Source organism: Mycetocola sp. Y719, from assembly GCF_056713205.1.
This window is the reverse complement of sequence record NZ_JBWYGY010000001.1, coordinates 247969-265018: the sequence shown is the minus strand read 5'-3', so window position 1 is coordinate 265018 and position 17050 is coordinate 247969. Positions and strand designations below refer to the sequence as shown.

Annotated in this window: 16 protein-coding genes; 1 reads left to right on the top strand and 15 read right to left on the bottom strand. The window is 66.7% G+C overall.

Annotated features, from left to right (window positions below; translation table 11 throughout):
* Positions 1 to 6 precede the first annotated feature (6 nt).
* The 14 genes from AC1M0F_RS01120 to AC1M0F_RS01055 all read right to left on the bottom strand — a co-directional run bounded on the left by AC1M0F_RS01120 (position 7) and on the right by AC1M0F_RS01055 (position 15436).
* Complete coding sequence (locus tag AC1M0F_RS01120; protein WP_480236368.1) at positions 7 to 714, bottom strand: YggS family pyridoxal phosphate-dependent enzyme; 708 nt, start codon at positions 712 to 714, stop codon at positions 7 to 9.
* A gap of 2 nt (positions 715 to 716) precedes the next feature.
* The gene (gene ftsZ / locus AC1M0F_RS01115) at positions 717 to 1916 is read right to left on the bottom strand and encodes a cell division protein FtsZ (RefSeq protein ID WP_480236367.1); all 1200 of its coding nucleotides are present in this window, start codon (positions 1914 to 1916) and stop codon (positions 717 to 719) included.
* 158 nt (positions 1917 to 2074) lie between these two features.
* The gene (locus AC1M0F_RS01110) at positions 2075 to 3010 is read right to left on the bottom strand and encodes a cell division protein FtsQ/DivIB (RefSeq protein WP_480236366.1); all 936 of its coding nucleotides are present in this window, start codon (positions 3008 to 3010) and stop codon (positions 2075 to 2077) included.
* Positions 3011 to 3013: 3 nt separating this feature from the next.
* On the bottom strand, positions 3014 to 4411 hold the full coding sequence (gene murC, locus AC1M0F_RS01105) for a UDP-N-acetylmuramate--L-alanine ligase (protein ID WP_480236365.1): 1398 nt from the start codon (positions 4409 to 4411) through the stop codon (positions 3014 to 3016).
* Between the two features lie 69 nt (positions 4412 to 4480).
* On the bottom strand, positions 4481 to 5557 hold the full coding sequence (locus AC1M0F_RS01100) for a UDP-N-acetylglucosamine--N-acetylmuramyl-(pentapeptide) pyrophosphoryl-undecaprenol N-acetylglucosamine transferase (protein ID WP_480236364.1): 1077 nt from the start codon (positions 5555 to 5557) through the stop codon (positions 4481 to 4483).
* On the bottom strand, positions 5554 to 6759 hold the full coding sequence (ftsW, locus tag AC1M0F_RS01095) for a putative lipid II flippase FtsW (RefSeq protein WP_480236363.1): 1206 nt from the start codon (positions 6757 to 6759) through the stop codon (positions 5554 to 5556). Before ftsW ends, AC1M0F_RS01100 begins: the two co-directional genes overlap by 4 nt.
* Positions 6728 to 8245 (bottom strand): UDP-N-acetylmuramoyl-L-alanine--D-glutamate ligase, encoded by a 1518-nt coding sequence (gene murD, locus AC1M0F_RS01090; RefSeq protein WP_480236362.1) that lies wholly within the window; start codon positions 8243 to 8245, stop codon positions 6728 to 6730. Before murD ends, ftsW begins: the two co-directional genes overlap by 32 nt.
* Before the next feature lie 4 nt (positions 8246 to 8249).
* Positions 8250 to 9344 (bottom strand): phospho-N-acetylmuramoyl-pentapeptide-transferase, encoded by a 1095-nt coding sequence (mraY, locus tag AC1M0F_RS01085; RefSeq protein ID WP_480236361.1) that lies wholly within the window; start codon positions 9342 to 9344, stop codon positions 8250 to 8252.
* On the bottom strand, positions 9338 to 10753 hold the full coding sequence (locus AC1M0F_RS01080; protein WP_480236360.1) for a UDP-N-acetylmuramoyl-tripeptide--D-alanyl-D-alanine ligase: 1416 nt from the start codon (positions 10751 to 10753) through the stop codon (positions 9338 to 9340). Before AC1M0F_RS01080 ends, mraY begins: the two co-directional genes overlap by 7 nt.
* A gap of 71 nt (positions 10754 to 10824) precedes the next feature.
* Positions 10825 to 12609: a peptidoglycan D,D-transpeptidase FtsI family protein gene (locus AC1M0F_RS01075; protein ID WP_480236359.1), complete on the bottom strand. Its 1785-nt coding sequence runs from the start codon at positions 12607 to 12609 to the stop codon at positions 10825 to 10827.
* 42 nt (positions 12610 to 12651) lie between these two features.
* A complete protein-coding gene (gene ftsL, locus AC1M0F_RS01070) occupies positions 12652 to 13239 on the bottom strand; it encodes a cell division protein FtsL (protein ID WP_480236358.1) in 588 nt (195 codons plus the stop codon).
* Positions 13236 to 14192: a 16S rRNA (cytosine(1402)-N(4))-methyltransferase RsmH gene (gene rsmH, locus AC1M0F_RS01065; protein WP_480237336.1), complete on the bottom strand. Its 957-nt coding sequence runs from the start codon at positions 14190 to 14192 to the stop codon at positions 13236 to 13238. The genes ftsL and rsmH overlap by 4 nt, the downstream gene beginning before the upstream one ends.
* 103 nt (positions 14193 to 14295) lie before the next feature.
* A complete protein-coding gene (gene mraZ / locus AC1M0F_RS01060) occupies positions 14296 to 14727 on the bottom strand; it encodes a division/cell wall cluster transcriptional repressor MraZ (protein WP_480236357.1) in 432 nt (143 codons plus the stop codon).
* Positions 14728 to 15052: 325 nt separating this feature from the next.
* Positions 15053 to 15436, bottom strand: coding sequence for a DUF3040 domain-containing protein (locus tag AC1M0F_RS01055; protein WP_480236356.1), 384 nt, complete (start codon positions 15434 to 15436; stop codon positions 15053 to 15055).
* A gap of 78 nt (positions 15437 to 15514) precedes the next feature.
* Here AC1M0F_RS01055 and AC1M0F_RS01050 point away from each other — a divergent pair, with 78 nt between their 5' ends.
* On the top strand, positions 15515 to 16609 hold the full coding sequence (locus AC1M0F_RS01050; protein WP_480236355.1) for a polyprenyl synthetase family protein: 1095 nt from the start codon (positions 15515 to 15517) through the stop codon (positions 16607 to 16609).
* 28 nt (positions 16610 to 16637) lie between these two features.
* Here the strand turns inward: AC1M0F_RS01050 and AC1M0F_RS01045 are convergent, their stop codons facing one another.
* Positions 16638 to 16982, bottom strand: a complete 345-nt coding sequence (locus AC1M0F_RS01045) for an Rv2175c family DNA-binding protein (protein ID WP_480236354.1) — start codon at positions 16980 to 16982, stop codon at positions 16638 to 16640.
* Between the last annotated feature and the right edge of the window lie 68 nt (positions 16983 to 17050).

Below are 17050 nucleotides of genomic sequence, written 5' to 3'. Positions count from 1 at the left end.
ATGAGATTAACCGGGTGACGGCCGGTTACCCGTGATTGCGGTCCCAATCCGAAGGTGTGTCGCGCCTTCGGCGATGGCTTCGCGGAAGTCGTGGGACATTCCGGCCGAGATCCTGTCTGCGGCCGGATCGAGCGCGCGGACGCGGTCGGACATTCCACGCAACCGCGCGAATGCGGCGAGCGGCTCCTCCCCGAGTGGGGCGACGGCCATGACGCCCAGGAGACGAAGCGCCGGAGTGGCGAGCACGCTTTCGACAAGCGGCTCGAGCTCGACGGGCGCCACGCCACCGCGGCCGGGATCGGTCGTGAGGTTCACCTGCACGAAGCAGTCCAGTGGCGCCTCCCGTGGCGCGCTGAGGGCGTCGACAAGCACCTGCCTGTCTATCGAATGCACCACGTCGGCGTATGCGGCCACCTGGCGAGCCTTCTTCGACTGCAGCTGCCCGACGAAATGCCAGGTCAGATCGTGGAGATCGGCGAGGTCAGCCGCCTTGGCCGCTGCCTCCTGGTGCCGGTTCTCCCCCACGTCGAGGACCCCGAGCCGGTGCAGGTCCCTGATCAGACCGACCGGATGGAACTTCGTCACGACGATCGTCGTGATCCCGGTTGCGTCCCTGCCCGCGTCTGACGCGGCATCCGCGACGGCGGCACGGATACGCGCCAGGCGCCCGGCCAGCGAAAGCTGGTCGAGCGCCTGTTCGTCGTCGTTCGGCATTCCTACTTGAGGAAGTCGGGGATATCGAGTTCGTCCTCGTCAGCGAATGCCGGGTCGGCCGTCACCGGAGGGGTCGCGAGGGATTCCTCCGTGACCTTCCAGGTCTGAGCCGTCTCGGTCAGCACCGCGCCGCCTGCGGCTGTGTCGCTGCCGCCGACAGCAGCGGCTGTCGCAGCGGCGGCCGGGGCGCTGGTCTGGATGCCGCCTGAGCTGATCACGGCGTCGCGAGCCGATTCACCCTGGCGCGACGGCGGCTCTCCACCGTCGAAGCCGGCGGCGATGACGGTGACCCTGACCTCGTCACCCAGGGTGTCGTCGATGACGGCACCGAAGATGATGTTGGCTTCGGGGTGGACGGCTTCCTGCACGAGTCTGGCCGCGTCGTTGATCTCGAAGATTCCGAGGTTCGACCCGCCCTGGATCGAGAGCAGCACACCGTGGGCACCCTCGATGCTTGCCTCGAGCAGCGGTGAGGCGACAGCGAGCTCGGCGGCCTTGATGGCACGGTCGGCGCCACGGGAGGACCCGATGCCCATGAGGGCGGAGCCGGCTCCCTGCATGACGCTCTTCACGTCGGCGAAGTCGAGGTTGATCAATCCGGGCGTCGTGATGAGGTCCGTGATGCCCTGGACACCGGCGAGCAGCACCTGGTCGGCGGTGGAGAACGCCTCGAGCATGCTGATGCCGCGGTCGCTGATCTCCAGAAGGCGGTCGTTCGGCACGACGATGAGGGTGTCGACCTCTTCCTTGAGCTTGGCGACGCCGAGCTCGGCCTGCGCCTGACGGCGACGGCCTTCGAAGCCGAAGGGCTTGGTCACCACACCGATGGTGAGTGCGCCGATGGACTTGGCGATCCTGGCGACGACGGGGGCACCACCTGTGCCGGTTCCTCCACCCTCACCCGCTGTGACGAAGACCATGTCGGCACCGGCGAGTGCCTCTTCGATCTCCTCGGCGTGGTCCTCGGCTGCGCGGCGGCCCACCTCGGGGTCCGCACCTGCTCCGAGGCCCCTGGTGATTTCGCGTCCGACGTCGAGCTTCACGTCGGCGTCGCTCATGAGCAGCGCCTGGGCGTCGGTGTTGATGGCGATGAACTCGACGCCGCGAAGGCCGAGTTCGATCATTCGATTGACGGCGTTGACGCCGCCGCCGCCAATGCCGACGACCTTGATCACGGCAAGGTAGTTCTGGTTTGTAGTCACGTCCGGCCTCCGGTGGAAAGAACCCTCAACCTCAGGTTAAGGTTTAAAGTTATGCTCAGTATGCATTTCTTGAACCCGACGTTATGCGCAGACCCCGTCGCATGCGGGAGCGCACCCCGCGTGTCGCGAAGTCTGGGCTGAATTCGATCCGCTGGGAGCTAGCGGACGACGGCGACGCTCGGCGAGCTGACGTCGTACTCATCGAAACCGGGCTGGGCCTTCATGAGCGCAGTGAGGGTGTAGGCCTTGAGCCCTGCCTCTTCCGCACTCCCCCAGACAACGGTGGTGTCGCTGTCCCGCAACGTGAACCGCACATCGTCCGTCGTCGTCGCGGTGACGGAATCCACCCTGGCGAACAAATCGTCTGGCAGCGCGCGCAGCACTTCGGCCGCCGGTGTGAAGCCGTCCGCCTCGATTCCCCCGTCGACCGCGATCAGCGGGAAGGTCGCGGGGCGGTTGGGCCCGGATTCGATGACCACCCCTGCCGCGTCGACGATCGTGAAGCCGTCTCCTGTTGCCACCGCGCCGACGGGAGTGCGTTCGACGAGTCGCACCACCAGCGTGCTCGGCGGACGCGCTTCGACCGAGTATGACTCGATGAGCGGATAGGTCACGAGGGCGGCCTTGATGGCGCTCTCGTCGACCATGGGGAAGGGCGAGCCGAGCTGACCAGCGAGGTCGGCGACGATGGCGTCAGAACTCACCCGTTCGGCACCCTCGACCTGGATGGTCCTCACCGAGAGGATCGGAGTGTACGCGAGGGCGCAGGCGAGCAGCGCGAGCCCGACGACGCCGCCGACCACGATCAGCCAGGTGCGCCTGCGACGACGGGAGTGGGCGGTGAAGCGCTTGACCTCTGCACGCTCGACCCGCTTGCGCTGCTTGCGGGCCTCGCGGAGGCCCGGAGTGCGCACAGGGGAGGCGGGAGCAACGGTGAACGGGATCGGCGCGGTGAGTTCCGGCTCCTTCGCCGTCCGGTTCCTTTCCGCGGCGATCCGGTCGGCGTCGCCCGAACGCGCATGGCGCTCTGGCTCGCTGGTGGTTGGCTCCGGTGTAGACGGTCGCTGCGGGGTGAACCCTGAGGGCCGTTTCATCGGTTAGTCCCTGGTGGCGCTGAGTGAGCCGAGCAGCTGCGGAACGATCCGGTAGACGTCACCGCAGCCGAGGGTGATCACATAGTCTCCAGGCTTCGCGATCGACGCCACGTAGTCCGCCGCCTGCTGCCAGTCGGAGATGAACGCGACCTTTGAGGCATCCGTGAACCGATCCGAGACCAGTGCACCCGTCACGCCGGGTTCCGGGTCCTCACGCGCGCCGTAGACGTCGAGCACGATGGTCTGGTCTGCGTGCGATTCCAGAGTCTCGGCGAACTCGCCTGCCATCAGGCGGGTACGGCTGTAGAGGTGCGGCTGGTGGACGGCGATGATTCGTCCATCGCCGACGACCGTCCGAGCTGCGGAGAGTGCCGCGGCGACCTCGGTCGGGTGGTGGGCGTAATCGTCGAACACGCTGACACCGTCGACGGTTCCGTGCAGCTCGAACCGTCGCTCCGTCCCACCGAATTCAGCGATGACCGCGAGCGACTCCGCCGCTCCGAACCCGAGCCCGACGAGCACGGCGAACGCACCGGCGGCGTTGATGGCATTGTGACGACCTGGAACGCGCAGGGTGGCGCCGTTGTCCTGCCCCTCGAAGCTCACGACGAACGACACGGGCCCCTCCGTGGTGATCGAGTGGACCCGAACGTCGGCCTCTGCGGCCTCACCGAACGTGAGGACGCGCGGACCGTCGATCTTGGCGGTGACCCGGACTGCCCCCGGGTCGTCTGAGGAGATGACGACGAGTTCGGATGCCTTCTGGGCGAAGGCGACGAAGGCGTCGTCGAACGCGTCGAGCGAGCCGTAGTGGTCGAGGTGGTCGGCGTCGACGTTGGTGATCAGCGCGACGGCGGTGTCGTACAGCAGGAAGGAGCCGTCGGATTCGTCCGCTTCGACGACGAACAGGTCACCCGTGCCCTGGGCGCTGGACACGCCGAGCGACTCGATCACGCCCCCGTTGACGAAGCTGGGGCTCTCGGACAGGCCGAGCAGTCCTGTGACGATCATGCCGGTGGACGTGGTCTTGCCGTGCGCGCCGGCGACGGCGACGAGCCGCTGTTTGTTGATCAACCAGGCGAGGGCCTGCGAGCGGTGCAGTACGGGAAGCCCGCGTTCCTGGGCGAGCACGTACTCGGGGTTGGTCGGCCAGAGGGCGCTCGTGACGACGAGGGTGTCTGCGTCGCCGACGTTTGCGGCGTCGTGACCGATGCTGATCGTCGCGCCGAGTTCCCGCAGCGCTTCGATGTTGGCGGAGTCGCGCACGTCTGACCCGGTGACGGTGTGCCCTGCGCCGAGGAACAGGCGGGCGATGCCGCTCATCCCGGACCCTCCGATCCCGACGAAGTGCACGGTGCCGAGGTCGTCAGGGATCTCGATGCTGAAGTCGGGTTTGATCACGCTGGGTGTCTCTCTGTTCTGTGTTGCTGGTTCCGCTGAATGTTCAGTTATAACGCACGTGGCTGAACGTCAGCGCGCTGCGATGGCTTCGTGGACGAGGTCGATCATTCTGGCCGACCCCTCGAGGGTGCCCATCAGCCGGGACTGGACGGCCATGTCCTGCACCCGCATCCGGTCGGTGAGGAGGGGAACGAGGGAGGACTCGATCCACTCGGGAGTGAATTTGGCGTCGAGCACGATCACGGCACCGCCCGCGTTGACCGCGTCTGCCGCGTTGTACCGCTGTTCGCCGTTCCCGACCGGGTACGGCACGTATGCTGCGGGGATGCCGAGGGCGGAGAGCTCAGACACAGTTGCTGCGCCCGCCCGCGAGACCGCGAAGTCCGCGACAGCGAGGGCGAGGTCCATCCGGTCGCAGTACGGCAGCATGACGTAGTGCGGTGTCCCAGGATCGGTGAGTTCGGAGCGGTCGCCGGTGACGTGGAGGATCTGGTACCCCGCATCGATGATCGCCTGCCTGGCGGCGAACACGGTCTCGTTCACGCGCCTGGCGCCGAGCGACCCCCCTGTGACGAGGAGCGTCCTGCGGTCTTTGGCCAGGCCGAAGAGTTCGCGGGCCTCGGGCCTGGCGGCGTCCCGGTCGAGACGTTCGATCTCCCGGCGCAGCGGCATCCCGACGAATCGGGAGTGACGGAGCCGTGTCCCGTGGAAGGCCACGCCGACGAACCGGGTGAAGCGGGCGCCGAGGCGGTTGCCGAGGCCCGGTTTCGCGTTGGCCTCGTGGACGACGAGCGGGATGCCTGCCCGGCGCGCGGCCAGGTAGGCGGGGGCTGCGGCGTATCCGCCGAATCCGACGACGACATCGACCTTGTGCTCTGCGATCATCGCGGTGATCTCGCGGACGGCGGCCGAGAACCGGGATCCGAAGCTCAGGGCCTTCCGGTTGATCCGGCGCGGGAAGGGCAGTTTGGCGATGGTGAGGAGGTCATACCCGCGGGCGGGCACGAGGCGCGCCTCGAGGCCTTCCTTCGTCCCGAGCACGTGCACCGTGGCATCCGGTTCGCGTTCGGTGATGGCGTCGGCGACGGCGAGCAGCGGGTTGACGTGCCCGGCTGTCCCTCCGCCTGCGAGGAGGTAGCAGGTCACGACCGGCTCCAATCGTCGGAGATCCGACGGGGGGCGGTCTGCTCCCTGGCGAACGAGAGCACGATTCCGATGGCGGCGAGCGAGGTCAAGAGAGCGGTTCCTCCTGCAGAGATGAACGGTAGGGGGACGCCGAGCACGGGGAGGAGTCTGAGGACGACTCCGATGTTCACGAAGGCCTGTCCGATGATCCAGACCATGATGGCGCCTGTGGCGATGCGGACGAATGGGTCGGTGCTCGAACGGATGACCCGGACGAAGGCGACGGCGAGCAGGACGAACATCACCAGGACGACGACGGCCCCGATCAGGCCGAGTTCCTCGCCGATGATGGCGAAGATGTAGTCGTTGCTCGCTGCAGGCAGCCACGAGTACTTCTCACGGGAGTTGCCGAGTCCGAGACCGAACACTCCCCCGTTGGCCAGCGCCCACGTGCCGTGCAGCGGCTGCCAGCAGAGGTTCTCGTAGTCGAGGCATTCCTCGTCGAGGAACGTCATGATCCGTGCCATCCGGTTGGGGCTGATCACGGCCATGACGAAGAAGAGCAGAAGCCCGCCGAGCACGGGGACGGCGAGGAAGCGGAGCCTGACGTTGGCGAAGAACATCGCCCCGATGACGATGCCGGCCATGATGACGACTGTTCCGAGGTCGTGACCGGCGAGGACGAGCCCGAGAGAGAGCACGGCGATGGGGACGACAGGAATGAGTGCGTGCTTCCAGTCGGCCAGGAGGTGCATCTTCCTGCCGAGGACGGCACCGAGCCAAAGGGCGAGGGCGAGCTTGAGCAGCTCGGACGGCTGGCCGCTGATCGGGCCGACCGCGATCCAGTTGCGGTTACCGCCTTCGGCGATGCCGAGCGGAGTGAAGACGAGCAGCTGCAGCACGAGCGCGCCGGCCAGGGCAAGCCAGGCCCAGCGCTTCCAGAACCGCACGGGGACCCTGCTGATGACGAGCATCATCGGGATGCCGACGACGGCGTACGTGGCCTGTTTCCAGAACCCGCCGAAGAATCCTTTGTTGTCGAGGAACGAGTCGACTGAGGACGATGACAGCACCATCACGAGTCCGACTGCGACGAGGAAGAGCGTCGTGCCGAGCACGAGCATGTAGTTGCGTGACTGGGCGGTCAGCACGCGGCCGAGTGAGATGCGGGAGGAGGTTGCGCCGTCGTCGCTACGCGGGCGGCTGGTCGTCGGGGCGCTCATCGTTCAACCCTCCCCATCGTTGCTGCACGGCCTCGGTGAATCGTCTGCCCCGTTCGGCGTAATCCGCGAACTGGTCCATGGATGCCGCGGCCGGAGCCAGGAGGACGACATCGCCGGATGCAGCCAGTGCTGACGCCAGTTCGACGGCCTCCGTCATGACGTCTTCAGTGTCATCCGCCTGCACCTCGAAGACCGGGACCTCAGGGGCGTGTCGCTGGAATGCGGCGCGGACGGCGACACGGTCGATGCCGATGATCACGGCGCCGCGAAGCCTGTCGGCGTGCCGGGAGACCAGCTCGCCGACGTCGACCCCTTTGAGCAGCCCTCCGAGGATCCAGACGACAGAGGGGTACGCGCGCAGGGAGGCATCCGCCGCGTGCGGGTTCGTGGCCTTGGAGTCGTTGACCCAGCCGACGCCGCCTGCGGTGAGGACGAGCTGGATGCGGTGCGCATCGAGGGCGAAGCCGAGGAGTGCCTGGCGGATGTCGGCAGGCGTCACGCCGAAGGACCGCGCGAGGGCGGCTGCCGCGAGGATGTTGGCGACGATGTGCGGGGCGGCGAGCCCGACACCGGTGAGTTCGTCGATCGTCGTCAGTTCGAGTGCAGAGGTGAACCGCTCCTCGAGGAAGGCACGGTCGACGAGGATGCCTTCGACGATGCCGAGATCGCTCGGTCCTGGGACGCCGAGCCCGAAGCCGATGGCGCGGGCGCCCTCCTGGACGTCGGCTCGCCTGACCATTTCCTCGGTCACCGCGTCTGACCGGTTGTAGACGCAGGCCACCCGCGTGCGGGAGTACACCTCGGCCTTGGCGTCGATGTACGCCTCGAGCGAGCCGTGCCAGTCGAGGTGGTCGTCTGCGATGTTGAGGCACACGCTCGAGAATGGGGTGACCTTGTCAGGACCGGCCTGCCCGCCGAGGTAGTGCAACTGGTAACTCGACAGCTCGACCACGAGCACGTCGAATCCCTGGGGGTCCCGGATGGCGTCGAGGACGGGCACACCGATGTTGCCGCACGGCGCGACGCGGAGGCCGGACTCGGCGAGCATGGCTGCCGTGAGCTGCACGGTCGTGGTCTTGCCGTTGGTCCCTGTGACGAGGATCCACTCGGCCGGGGTACCGACCTTGTCGCGAACCCGCCAGGCGAGCTCGACGTCGCCCCAGACCGGGATACCGGTGTCTCTGGCCCAGCCGAGGATCGGATGGGTGGGCACGAAACCGGGCGACACCACGAGCACATCCGGGCGGTGGTCGATGAGCTCTGCAGGGGCTTCGGCGAGGTCGCTCTGCACCAGCCTGGCGCCGATCACGTCGACGAGTCCTGCGCGGTCGTCCCCGGCCGCCGAGGCGACCACGAGGACGTCTGCGCCGAGCTCAGCGAGGGTGTCTGCGACCGAGAATCCGGTCACGCCGAGGCCGAGGACTCCCACGCGGAGTCCCGTCCAATCGGCGTGCCAGCTGGTCAGGGTGTCCAGTCGGTTCGTCATGGTGCTATCTCAGGATCCATTCGAGGTAGAAGGTCCCCACTCCGGCGGCCACGAGGAGGCCCCCGACGATCCAGAACCGGACGACGACAGTGATCTCGGCCCAGCCCTTGAGTTCGAAGTGGTGGTGGATGGGGCTCATCCGGAAGATGCGCTTGCCGCGGGTGATCTTGAAGTACGCACGCTGGACGATCACCGAGCCGGTCTCGATCACGAACAGGCCACCAATCAGGAGGAGGAGCAGTTCGGTGCGGGTGAGGATCGCGAGAGCGGCGAGGGCACCACCGAGGGCGAGCGAACCGGTGTCACCGAGGAAGATCGACGCCGGCGACGTGTTCCACCAGAGGAAGCCGATGAGCGAACCGCAGATCGCGGCTGCGACGATCGCCAGCGCCAGAGGATCGCGGACTTCGTAGCACTTGTACGCCACCTCCTCGGCGAGGGCGGATCCGAAGCAGGACTGGTTGTACTGCCAGAACCCGATGACGATGTACGACCCGATCGCCAGGATGGACGCACCGGTGGCGAGCCCGTCGAGTCCGTCGGTGACGTTGACTCCGTTCGAGGTCGCGGTGACGATGAAGCTCGTCCACAACAGGTACAGGACGACGCCGATGACCGGGCCGAGGATCAGGAAGTCGAGGGGCAGATCGCGGGTCAGCGAGATCGCGGTCGACGCAGGGGTGATGGACTCAGGGCTTGGGAAGCTGATGGCGAGGATGCCGAAGCTCACCGCGACGACGACCTGCCCGAAGATCTTCGCCCAGCCGCCGAGCCCGAGGCTCCGCTGTTTACGCGTCTTGGTGAAGTCGTCGATGAAGCCGACGATGCCGAGCCCGACCATCATGAACAGCACGAGCAGCGCAGACACGCTGATCGCGTCACCGGTGATGAGCATCGCCGTGAAGAATCCGAACAGGGTGGCCGCGATGATGACGATCCCGCCCATCGTCGCCGTTCCGCGCTTCGCGTGGTGGGACTTCGGTCCGTCGTCGCGGATGAACTGGCCCCACTCGAGCTTCTTGAACAGGCGCACGAAGAGCGGGGTGAGGAAGAGCGAGAAGGCCATCGCGAGGGCGCCGGCCGTGAGAAGTGCTACCACGAGAACAGTTCTCCTAATCGGTCGCCCAGGAATCGCAGTTTCGCAGAGTTGGAGGATTTCACGAGCACCGTGTCCCCCGGGGTGAGCTCTGCAGCGAGATAGTCGTAGGCCGCATCCATATCGCCAAAGTACACGCTCTCGCCGTCCCACGAGCCTTCGTTGATGGCGCTGATGTGCATCCGGCGGGCCTCGGCACCCACGACGACGAGGCGGGAGATGTTGAGACGGACGAGCTGGAGCCCGATGCGATCATGTTCCTCGCCGGAGTACTCGCCGAGTTCGCTCATCGCCCCGAGGACGGCGATGGTCCGCTTTCCCGGCTCCGCGATCTGCGCGAGTGTCTTGATGGCGGCCGACATCGAGTCGGGGCTGGCGTTGTACGCGTCGTTGATGATCGTGACGTCGTCGCGCCCGCCGAGGACTTCCATCCTCCAGCGCTCGGCCCTGGTGAGGGTTTCGAGCGCAGCTGCTGCACGAGCGAGAGGGACGCCGAGGGTGTGTGCGACGGCGATCGCGGCAAGCGCGTTCATCACGTGATGCTCGCCGAGGACGCGAAGCCGGATCTGAACCGGATCCTCCCCCGGCACCTGCGCGGTGAACGTCGTTCCCGTCCTGGACCCGGACACCAGGGTCGCACGGACGTCTGCGACGTCCTCCTGGCCGAAGCGGAGCACCCTGGCGCGGGTCTTGTCCGCCATCGACTCGACCCGGAGGTCGTCGGAGTTGAGGACGGCGACGGCGCCGTCGGCGAGATCCGTCACCATTTCGGTCTTCGCCCGCAGCGTCGACTCGATCCCGCCGAAACCGCCGGCGTGGGCAAGCCCGACTTTGAGGACGACACCGATGTCAGGCTTCGCCATGGCGACGAGCCTGGCGATGTCGCCGATGCCGCTTGCCCCCATTTCGACGATGAGGAACCTGGTCGACTCCGTCGCCCTGAGCATGGTCGTCGGGGCCCCGACGGCGTTGTTGAAGGAGCGGATCGGCGCCACCGTCTCGCCCTCGGCGGAGAGGATGGCTTCGAGCATGTTCTTGGTGGTCGTCTTGCCGTTGGATCCGGTGATCCCGATGACCGTGAGGTCGCCTGCGGCACGCACGCGTTCCACGACGAATCGGGCGAGCTCGCCCAGCGCCGTGACGGCATCCTCGACGACGATCTGCGCGACGGCGTCGCCGACCGGGTGCTCGACGACGGCGAGGGCTGCCCCTCGTTCGACGGCAGCTCCGACGAAGAGGTGTCCGTCGGTGTCGTCGCCGCGCTTGGCCACGAAGACGCCTCCAGGCACGATCTCGCGGGAGTCGGTCTCGACGGGGCCACTGACGACGGTGTCGCCTGAGGCGTCGGTTCCCGAGGGGTGGATGCTACCGGACAGCCGGTCGGCGATCTCGGACAGGGTCAAACGAATCATGAAAAAATGTCTTTCCGGCACGACGGGGTCTGTGCGGCCTGCGCGAGTGTGAATGGTCCCGCGCGCATGGGTTAGTAGGTGCCCGGGTAGTCCGCGCCTGGGGTGGACGACGGCGGGATGCCGTACTTCTTGATCACCTGGAGGACGGCCTCTTTGAACACGGGTGCCGCTGCGGCGCTCGAGCGCTTGTAGAGCGGATCCTTGAGTGTCACGGTCACCACGTACTCGGGGTCGTCTGCCGGAAATGCTCCGGCCATCGATGAGAAGAACGTGTCTTGAAGTATACCGGCGATGATCTGCTCACCGGTTCCGGACTTCGCTGCGACCCGGTAGCCGGGGATCTCGAGCTGTTCGGACCAGAACCCCTCGGTCACGACGGTCTCCATCATCCCGAGGGTCTCCAGGGCGGCTTTCTCGGACACGATCCGCACGGGTTCGGGGGTTTCTGGCACCTCGGTGACGGTGCCGTCGGGATACGTGCAGCCCTCGATCAGCTGGAGCGGGAGCTTCTCACCCTTGTTCGCGAGTGCCTGGTAGGCGCCGGCGAGTTCGATGCCGGTGACGTCGACACCCTGGCCGAACATGGTGGTGTAGTAGGTCTGGTTGTCCCACTCCTGCCACGGGTGCAGCGTGCCCTGCTGCTCCCCCGGGAAACCGATGACACTCTTGTGGCCGATCCCGAAGGCGTCGAGATAGTCGTACCGCTTCTCGGGGCTGAGCTTCTCGCCGAGCTGGCTGGTGCCCGTGTTCGACGAGGTCTGGAGTACCCCGGCGAGGGTCAGCTGCTGGCGTTCGTGCGGCAGGGCATCCTTGATGCTTGCCCCGTTCTCCGGGTGGTATCGGTAGTCGGCGACGACCTGGGACGCAGGGGTGGCGAGGCCGGCGTCGATGAGGGATGCCGCCGTGAGCGGCTTGAACACCGAGCCCGGTTCGAACCGGTTCTGGAACACGTACGACCGGCGACCGTCCGCCGGCGTCGCCGAGATGTCGTTGGGGTCGAGGGACGGGGCCTCGGCGATGGCACGGATCTTGCCGGTCTTCGCCTCTGTGACCGTGATGGTCCCCCACTGCGCGCCCTGTGCCTGGACCTGCGAGGCGACGAGCTGCTGGAGGTACCAGTTCAGGTCGCTGTCGATGGTGAGCTTCAGCTCTCCACCCGGCTTGGCCTCCTTGGTGACGACCGTCGTCCCCGGCAGCGCGACGTTGTCCTTGCTGCGCTGGAAGGCCTGCTGGCCGTTCTCACCGGTGAGGCAGGAGTCCTGGGCGATCTCCAGACCGCCGAGCCCGCTGTTGTCGCTGCCGACGTAGCCGAGGATGCTCCCGGCGACGGCACCGTTCGGATAGGTCCTCCCCGAGGTCTGCTGGGTGTAGATCCACCACGTGCCCTGCTTCTTCAGCTCGTTCAGCGCCTGGTAGGTCTCGTAGTCGACCCCGCGGGCGAGGTAGGCGAAGTTCGCCGAGGCATCCTGCGCCAGGGCGTCATCGACGACCGTCTGGAGGTCAGCGGCCTTCTGACCGGTGATGGCGGCGACTTCGGCGAGGGCGTCAGCGACAGGCACGGTGACCTTGTCGCCGTTCTCGTCTGTGCGGCTGACGTCGTCGACGTCTTTCGGTGAGATGGTGACGTCGAACAGGGTGACGCTGCCGGCGAGCAGGACGCCGTTGGTGTCGACGATGTTGCCCCGAGGCGCGTAGATCGTGCCTGCGCCGCTCGTCTTCGACAGGGAGGCCGTGACGAGCTGGTTGGCCCTGACGACCTGGATGTCGACGAGCCGGACCACGAAGGCACCGACGATCACGACGACACAGAGGATCGCGACGGTCACCCGCCGTCGTGTCGAAAGTGAGTGCTTCACCACGCGTCGTCCTTTGAACCGTGACATCCGGGAATCAGGCGCCTAGCGGGTCTGGGGCGCGGGAATGCCGTTTTCCAACGATATGGGCGCGACCGGCTCGTCGCCGGTTGCCACGCCCGTGTTCCCGGCATCCGGTTCCACGCTCGCACCAGGAACGGTCACCAGTGGTACGCCGTCGATCCGCGAGTTGGCGACGAGGGTCGAAGCCCCGACCGGGATCTCGGTCTGAGCAGTGGCCGCCGCAGGAACGCCGATGACCGCGCCGTCAGACAGGCGCAGGTAGGCAGGGGTGCCGTTGATGACCATGCCGAGTGCCTGGGCGTTCGCGGCGATGTACTGGGGTGACGACACCTCGAGGAGGTCGTCTGACACCGACTGCTGCTGCCAGCCGAGCGTGGTCTGCTCGCGCTGGAGCGACGAGATCTCGTAGGCGCCCTGGCTCAGGCCGACGCTGAGGAGCAGCTGCACGACGACCATGACGAGGACACCGGAGACCGCGACGACGGCGTATGCCAGCTTCGGTCGGGCCTTGCGTGCTGCTGTCGCCGGGACGGCGCGGACCGGTCGGGGCGCGTGTTCCCGTGGAGCGGGTGCGAACGCCAGGTGGTCGTGAACTGCTGTCGCGCTCATGTGTTCCTCAACTTCAGTCGTTCAGCCGCGCGCAGCCGGACGGGTGTTGCGCGCGGGTTCCGTGCCTTTTCAGCGTCTGTGGCCAGCTCGGCTCCCCTGACGAGGAGCTTGAAGCGGGCTGAGTGTTCGGGCAGCTCGACGGGCAGGTCGGCCGGTGAGGTCGACGCCGCAGCGGCCTGCAGGTCGCGCTTGACGATGCGGTCCTCGAGCGACTGGTAGGAGAGCACGACGATGCGGCCGCCCACCTCGAGCGTGTCGAGGGCGGCGGGGATGGCCGTCCTGAGCACGCTGAGCTCGGTGTTCACTTCGATCCTGAGAGCCTGGAAGACCCGCTTCGCCGGGTGACCTGCTCGTGACACGGCTGCAGGGGTGGCTTCCTGCAGCAGCTGGACGAGCTGGCCGGACCTGGTGATCGGTTCGACAGCGCGTGCCTCGATGATCTTGCGGGCGTACCTGCCGGCCAGTTTCTCCTCGCCGTAGTCCTCGAAGATGCGACGGAGGTCGCCTTCGCGGTATGTGGCGAGGATGTGTGCAGCCGTCAGCTCGCTCGTCGCGTCCATTCGCATGTCGAGCGGAGCGTCCTGAGAGTAGGAGAAGCCACGGTCGACGCGGTCGAGCTGGAGGGATGAGACACCGAGGTCGAACAGGATTCCGCTGGTCTCAGCGATCCCGAGGCCGTCGAGTGCCTCGCGGATGCCGTCGTAGACCGTGTGCACGGGGTGGAACCGTCCGGTGAATCGCTTGAGCCGCTCCTCGGCGATCGCCAGGGCGTCGAGGTCGCGATCAAGGCCGACGAGGACGAGATCGGGGAAGCGCTCGAGGAACGCCTCGGCGTGGCCGCCCATTCCGAGGGTGGCGTCGACGAGGACGGCGCCCGGGCGGCCGATGGCCGGGCCGAGCAGCTCGATGCAACGGTCGAGCATGACGGGGGTGTGGATGTTGTCGAGTTCCATGATGTGTCCGGAGAGGCCGTGTGGCCTGATCCCCATCCATTCCGACCTGGCACCGGGGAAGTGTGTCAGGGCGCGTGAACGGCTGGGAGTCAGGTCACAGGGACTAGAAGAGTCCGGGGATCACCTCCTCGGCGGTGTCTGAGAATGCGGCTTCCTGTTCGGCCAGGTAGGTCTCCCACGCTTCGGTGTCCCAGATCTCGGCGCGGGAACCGGCGCCGATCACCGTGAGGTCACGGCTGAGGCCGGCGTAGCTGCGGAGAGTGGAGGGGACGGTGACCCTGTGCTGCTTGTCGGGGGTCTCAGCGCTTGCTCCGGAGAGGAAGACGCGGAGGTAGTCGCGGGCCTGCTTGCTCGTCACAGGAGCCTGGCGGATCTTCTCGTGGAGGGACTCGAACTCCCGGGTGCTGAACACGTAGACGCAGTGTTCCTGGCCGCGGGTCATCACCACTCCCCCTGCGAGTTCGTCACGGAATTTGGCCGGCAGGATGATGCGGCCTTTTTCGTCGAGCTTGGGGGCGTACGTGCCAAGAAACATCGCAACGTCCCCCCTCTCGTTCCGGCCAACCTTCAGGTGTTCTCCACTTTACTCCACTTTGCACCACAATTCCACGAATATCAGGGAAAATCGGCAAACTGAGCGCCTTGTCCCCCGGAATGGCGGCGCAGAGAAGGGTGGAGGGAAATGGAGCAGCCGGGAAGGAAAATGGGTGTGAAGCGGCGCAACCGAACGAGGGCGGACATCACGGCATCCCTTGCGGGAGTTTCCGGGCACAAAAAAAGGGCCGACCATGTGGTCGACCCTGTGTGCGTGGTGCGGGGTGGGAAGTGGAGTTCGGTGGGGTGGAAAGTGGAGGGTCCGCCTAGCGGTCGTCCTGGCGCTTGTCCCAGCGGTTGTTCATCCGGTCCATGAACGTCGTGGACCCCTTGGTCGAACTCTGGGCGGAGGCAGGGAAGCTTTCGCGATCGCCCGAGGCGTCTGCGCTCACCTTGCCCGGGGTGATGGCGACCATCACGCCGGCGAGCATGACACCGAATCCGACGATGCCGACGACGGGCGCCTGGAGGACGACTCCGAGGACGAGGGCGATCGCACCGACGATGGTGATGACGCTTCCGAGCGCGATGCTTCGATAGGTGGGGCGACCCCGCCGGTCTCCGACAGTCGACACGAAGTCGGCGTCGTTGCGGTAGAGGTTGCGCTCCATCTCATCGAGAAGCCGTTGCTCCTGTTCAGACAGTGGCATGATGTTCCCCTCCAACTCGGGTGCGACGCAGGTCCATCGCTGCAATTCTAGCCATGCTCAGATGGCTAGGCTAGCGCTGTGAGTGAAACCGTCAACCTCAACGATCTGGTCCAGTCGCGGATCGACATTTTCCTGACGTCGCAGGAGTCCATTCTCGCTCAGGTCGGATCGGACCTCGCCCCGTTCTCCCTGTTCTCTCGGGAGTTTCTCAGCGGTGGCAAGAGGTTCAGGGCGAGCTTCTGCTACTGGGGCTGGAACAGCGTTTCCGGCGCATCGGTTTCGTCGGAGGACGCACTCGGATCGATCGTCTCCGTGGCCGGATCCCTCGAGATCTTCCACGCCGCCGCGCTCGTCCACGACGACATCATCGACAACTCGGACACTCGACGCGGTGCGCCTGCCGCTCACAAGCGATTCGAAACCCTGCATGGCGTCCAGGGCTGGGCAGGCAACGGCGACCAGTACGGCCGGGCGGCAGCCATCCTGTTCGGCGATCTCCTCCTCGGCTGGAGCGACGAGCTGCTCGACGAGGGCCTCTCCGACTGCTCGCCCGAGGTGGCACGCGCCACGCGATCCGAATTCGTCCGCATGCGCTCGGAGGTGACGGCCGGACAGTACCTCGACATCCTCGAGGAGCGGGCGTGGCGGACCCACGGCGAGGACGAACAGCTGGCCCGTGCCACCCAGGTCCTCATCTACAAGTCCGCGAAGTACTCGATCGAGAGCCCGCTGGCGATCGGCGCCCTGCTCGGCGGAGGCACCGATGAGCAGGTGGCCGCACTGCGCGCCTTCGGCCTGCCTCTCGGCATCGCCTTCCAGCTGCGCGACGACCTCCTCGGCGTGTTCGGGGACGCGGCAGTGACGGGGAAGCCCAGCGGCGACGACCTCCTCGAAGGCAAGCGCACGGTCCTGGTGGCCCTGACCCGGGCGGCACTGCCGCCGACCGCTCGCCGGATCTTCGATGAGCTCCTCGGCGATCCGGACCTCACCCCTGAGCAGATCTCCTCGCTTCAGGCGACCATCAGGGATTCAGGAGCGGTCGACAAGGTGGAGGCGATGATCGCCGAGAACGTCGCCGCCGCCGGCGCCGCCCTGGACGGGGCGCCGCTGTCCGACGAGGCGATCGTCCGCCTGCACACGATGGCGGATGCCGTCACCCGCCGCACGTACTAGGCGAGACGCGCAACCGGTCGGACGTCGATCAGGCCAGGGCCTGCGCGACGCGGCGGACCTCGGCCTTCCGGCCGGCCCTCAACGCGTCGATCGGAGCGGCACCGAGGCTTTCCTCGGTGCTGAGCATCCACTCCATGGCCTCGTCATCGGTGAACCGCGCGTCGGCGAGCACGAAGAGGGTCCCGCGCAACTCGCTCAGCGGCAGGTCCTCCTCGTCGAGGAAGTCGGCGGGGACGCTGAGGACACCGTCGATCTTCACCGCGAGGAGCTGACGCTCCTCCACGAGGCGCCGGATCCTGCTGGGGGTCAGGCCGAGCTTGTCGACCAGGTCGGGGATGGTCAGCCACTGTCGTTCTGCATACACATGTGTCACGGTACGAGTGTGACACGTCGACTCGGCCGGGCGGACCCAGCGCATTGTTTCGGTTGTGTTACGCCAAA

Excerpts from the sequence above, each read along its gene's own strand:
- AC1M0F_RS01120 (WP_480236368.1), bottom strand. The coding sequence starts at position 714 with ATGCCGAACGACGACGAACAGGCGCTCGACCAGCTTTCGCTGGCCGGG.
- ftsW (WP_480236363.1), bottom strand. The coding sequence starts at position 6,759 with ATGAGCGCCCCGACGACCAGCCGCCCGCGTAGCGACGACGGCGCAACC.
- murD (WP_480236362.1), bottom strand. The coding sequence starts at position 8,245 with ATGACGAACCGACTGGACACCCTGACCAGCTGGCACGCCGATTGGACG.
- AC1M0F_RS01055 (WP_480236356.1), bottom strand. The coding sequence starts at position 15,436 with ATGCCACTGTCTGAACAGGAGCAACGGCTTCTCGATGAGATGGAGCGC.
- ftsL (WP_480236358.1), bottom strand. The coding sequence starts at position 13,239 with ATGAGCGCGACAGCAGTTCACGACCACCTGGCGTTCGCACCCGCTCCA.
- rsmH (WP_480237336.1), bottom strand. The coding sequence starts at position 14,192 with ATGGAACTCGACAACATCCACACCCCCGTCATGCTCGACCGTTGCATC.
- mraZ (WP_480236357.1), bottom strand. The coding sequence starts at position 14,727 with ATGTTTCTTGGCACGTACGCCCCCAAGCTCGACGAAAAAGGCCGCATC.
- AC1M0F_RS01080 (WP_480236360.1), bottom strand. The coding sequence starts at position 10,753 with ATGATTCGTTTGACCCTGTCCGAGATCGCCGACCGGCTGTCCGGTAGC.
- AC1M0F_RS01110 (WP_480236366.1), bottom strand. The coding sequence starts at position 3,010 with ATGAAACGGCCCTCAGGGTTCACCCCGCAGCGACCGTCTACACCGGAG.